Annotated in this window: 1 pseudogene; it reads left to right on the forward strand. The window is 49.6% G+C overall.

From position 1 onward, the window contains the following. Positions 1 to 359, forward strand: a pseudogene (locus tag AB4585_RS25540) (leucyl aminopeptidase); the annotation flags it as partial.

Genomic DNA, 359 nt, shown 5'->3' on the forward strand with positions numbered 1-359 from the left:
CTTCTAAAGACCTAGGCAATATGCCACCAAACGTGGCCAACCCAGCTTACCTAGCCTCACAAGCGCGCCGTCTAGCGGATGACTATGAAACGGTCACTACTAAGATTATTGGCGAGCAAGAGATGGAAAAACTGGGCATGACCTCTTACCTAGCGGTAGGTCGTGGCTCACACAACGAATCTATGATGTCAGTCATGGAGTATAAGGGTAACCCTGAATCAACTGCTAAGCCTATCGTGCTTATTGGTAAAGGTTTGACCTTTGAATCTGGCGGTATCTCTCTTAAGCCGGGTGACGGCATGGATGAGATGAAGTATGACATGTGTGGCGCGGCGAGTGTCTTCGGCACAATGAAGGCC

This window comes from Vibrio sp. 10N.222.49.C9 (assembly GCF_041474985.1).
GTDB classification, from domain to species: Bacteria; Pseudomonadota; Gammaproteobacteria; order Enterobacterales; family Vibrionaceae; genus Vibrio; species Vibrio crassostreae_C.